Here is a 2639-nt window from a genome sequence, read left to right as displayed (position 1 = left end):
TCTAGGAGACACACGGCGGGTGCTAACGTTCGTCGTGAAGAGGGAAACAACCCAGACCGCCAGCTAAGGTCCCAAAGTACTAGTTAAGTGGGAAACGAAGTGGGAAGGCTTAGACAGCTAGGATGTTGGCTTAGAAGCAGCCATCATTTAAAGAAAGCGTAATAGCTCACTAGTCGAGTCGGCCTGCGCGGAAGATGTAACGGGGCTAAAACTAGTCACCGAAGCTGCGGCATTCAGGGAGCAGGTTTCAGGGTTCAGGCTACAGGAGTCAGGGCATGGTAAAACGATTTGAAGATTTAAATGTATTTCAAAAAGCGTATCGGGTTTCATTAGAAATTCATCAAGCGACATTAAATTTTCCAAAAGTAGAACAATTTGCCTTGGCTGACCAACTAAGACGTTCAAGTAAAAGCATCTGTGCAAATCTGGCAGAAGGTTTTGCGAAGCAACGTTCATCTGCTGAGTTTAGACGTTATATTGCCATGGCAATAGGCAGTGCAGATGAGACACGAGTTTGGTTAAGATATTGTATAGACCTGAATTATATAGAGAAACAACAATGGCAAGCTTGGCGTAATGAATACGAAGAGGTTGCCAAAATGTTGAATGGTTTAAGTGAAAGTCTGAGAGACTGACACCAGAACCCTGAAACCTGTTCCCTGATTGGGTAGGGGAGCGTTGTGTAAGCGGAAGAAGGTGACTCGAGAGGGTTGCTGGACGTATCACAAGTGCGAATGCTGACATAAGTAACGATAAAGGGGGTGAAAAACCCCCTCGCCGGAAGACCAAGGGTTCCTGTCCAACGTTAATCGGGGCAGGGTGAGTCGGCCCCTAAGGCGAGGCTGAAGAGCGTAGTCGATGGGAAACGGGTTAATATTCCCGTACTTGTGATAAGAGCGATGTGGGGACGGAGCAGGTTAGGTTATCCGGGTGACGGAAGTCCCGGTCCAAGCGTGTAGGATGGATGATTAGGCAAATCCGGTCATCTAAATCAGAGGCGTGACGGGGAGGCACTACGGTGCTGAAGTAACCGATACCACACTTCCAGGAAAAGCCGCTAAGCTTATCTTATCATAAACCGTACTGAAAACCGACACAGGTGGTCAGGTAGAGAATACTCAGGCGCTTGAGAGAACTCGGGTGAAGGAACTAGGCAAAATAGCACCGTAACTTCGGGAGAAGGTGCGCTGATGGTAATTGAAGTCCTTTGCGGATGGAGGTGAAGTCAGTCGAAGTGACCAGCTGGCTGCAACTGTTTATTAAAAACACAGCACTCTGCAAACACGAAAGTGGACGTATAGGGTGTGACGCCTGCCCGGTGCTGGAAGGTTAATTGATGATGTGAGAGCATTTGATCGAAGCCCCAGTAAACGGCGGCCGTAACTATAACGGTCCTAAGGTAGCGAAATTCCTTGTCGGGTAAGTTCCGACCTGCACGAATGGCGTAATGATGGCCAGGCTGTCTCCACCCGAGACTCAGTGAAATTGAAATCGCCGTGAAGATGCGGTGTACCCGCGGCTAGACGGAAAGACCCCGTGAACCTTTACTATAGCTTGACACTGAACATTGAATTTTGATGTGTAGGATAGGTGGGAGACTGCGAAGTATTAACGCCAGTTAATATGGAGTCGTTGTTGAAATACCACCCTTTAAGGTTTGATGTTCTAACACAGATTGCGAAACGCGGTCGTGGACAGTGTCTGGTGGGTAGTTTGACTGGGGCGGTCTCCTCCCAAAGCGTAACGGAGGAGTACGAAGGTTTGCTAATCACGGTCGGACATCGTGAGGTTAGTACAATGGTATAAGCAAGCTTGACTGCGAGACGGACAGGTCGAGCAGGTGCGAAAGCAGGTCATAGTGATCCGGTGGTTCTGAATGGAAGGGCCATCGCTCAACGGATAAAAGGTACTCCGGGGATAACAGGCTGATACCGCCCAAGAGTTCATATCGACGGCGGTGTTTGGCACCTCGATGTCGGCTCATCACATCCTGGGGCTGAAGTAGGTCCCAAGGGTATGGCTGTTCGCCATTTAAAGTGGTACGCGAGCTGGGTTTAGAACGTCGTGAGACAGTTCGGTCCCTATCTGCCGTGGGCGTTGGAAAATTGAAAGGGGCTGCTCCTAGTACGAGAGGACCGGAGTGGACGCACCGCTGGTGTTCCCGTTGTTTCGCCAGAAGCATTGCGGGGTAGCTATGTGCGGGAGAGATAAGTGCTGAAAGCATCTAAGCACGAAACTTGCCTTGAGATGAGTTTTCCCACACTAAGAGTGAGTAAGGGTTGTTTAAGACTAAGACGTAGATAGGCGGGGTGTGTAAGTGTAGTGATATATTGAGCTAACCCGTACTAATTGCCCGAGAGGCTTAACCATACAACGCTCAAGGGTTTTACCCTAAAGCGAAGTGAAAGAGAAAAGAGACGAGAAGCTCGAAGAGTTTAAATCAGATTAGCTTGTGGCCGAATAAAGAACGAAGACAAAAGACAATCAAGCCGAATTATTCCGGCGGCGATAGTGCAGTAGCTCCACCTGAACCCATGCCGAACTCAGAAGTGAAATGCTGTAATGCCGATGGTAGTGTGGGGTCTCCCCATGTGAGAGTAGGACACCGCCGGATTTTACTGAATACAGTACAACGACCC

2 rRNA genes are annotated in these 2639 nt (G+C 49.1%); both read left to right on the top strand.

Annotated features, from left to right (window positions below):
* Positions 1 to 2370: ribosomal RNA gene (locus tag FHQ30_RS03145) — 23S ribosomal RNA — on the top strand; the annotation flags it as partial.
* Positions 2371 to 2498: 128 nt separating this feature from the next.
* A 5S ribosomal RNA gene (rrf, locus tag FHQ30_RS03140) occupies positions 2499 to 2614 on the top strand.
* Positions 2615 to 2639: the final 25 nt, after the last annotated feature.

The sequence above is a fragment of the Testudinibacter sp. 'clade 2' genome (assembly GCF_006227735.1).
GTDB lineage: Bacteria > Pseudomonadota > Gammaproteobacteria > Enterobacterales > Pasteurellaceae > Chelonobacter.
Note: the sequence above shows the minus strand (reverse complement) of the source record. Positions and strands in the feature narration are given on the sequence as shown.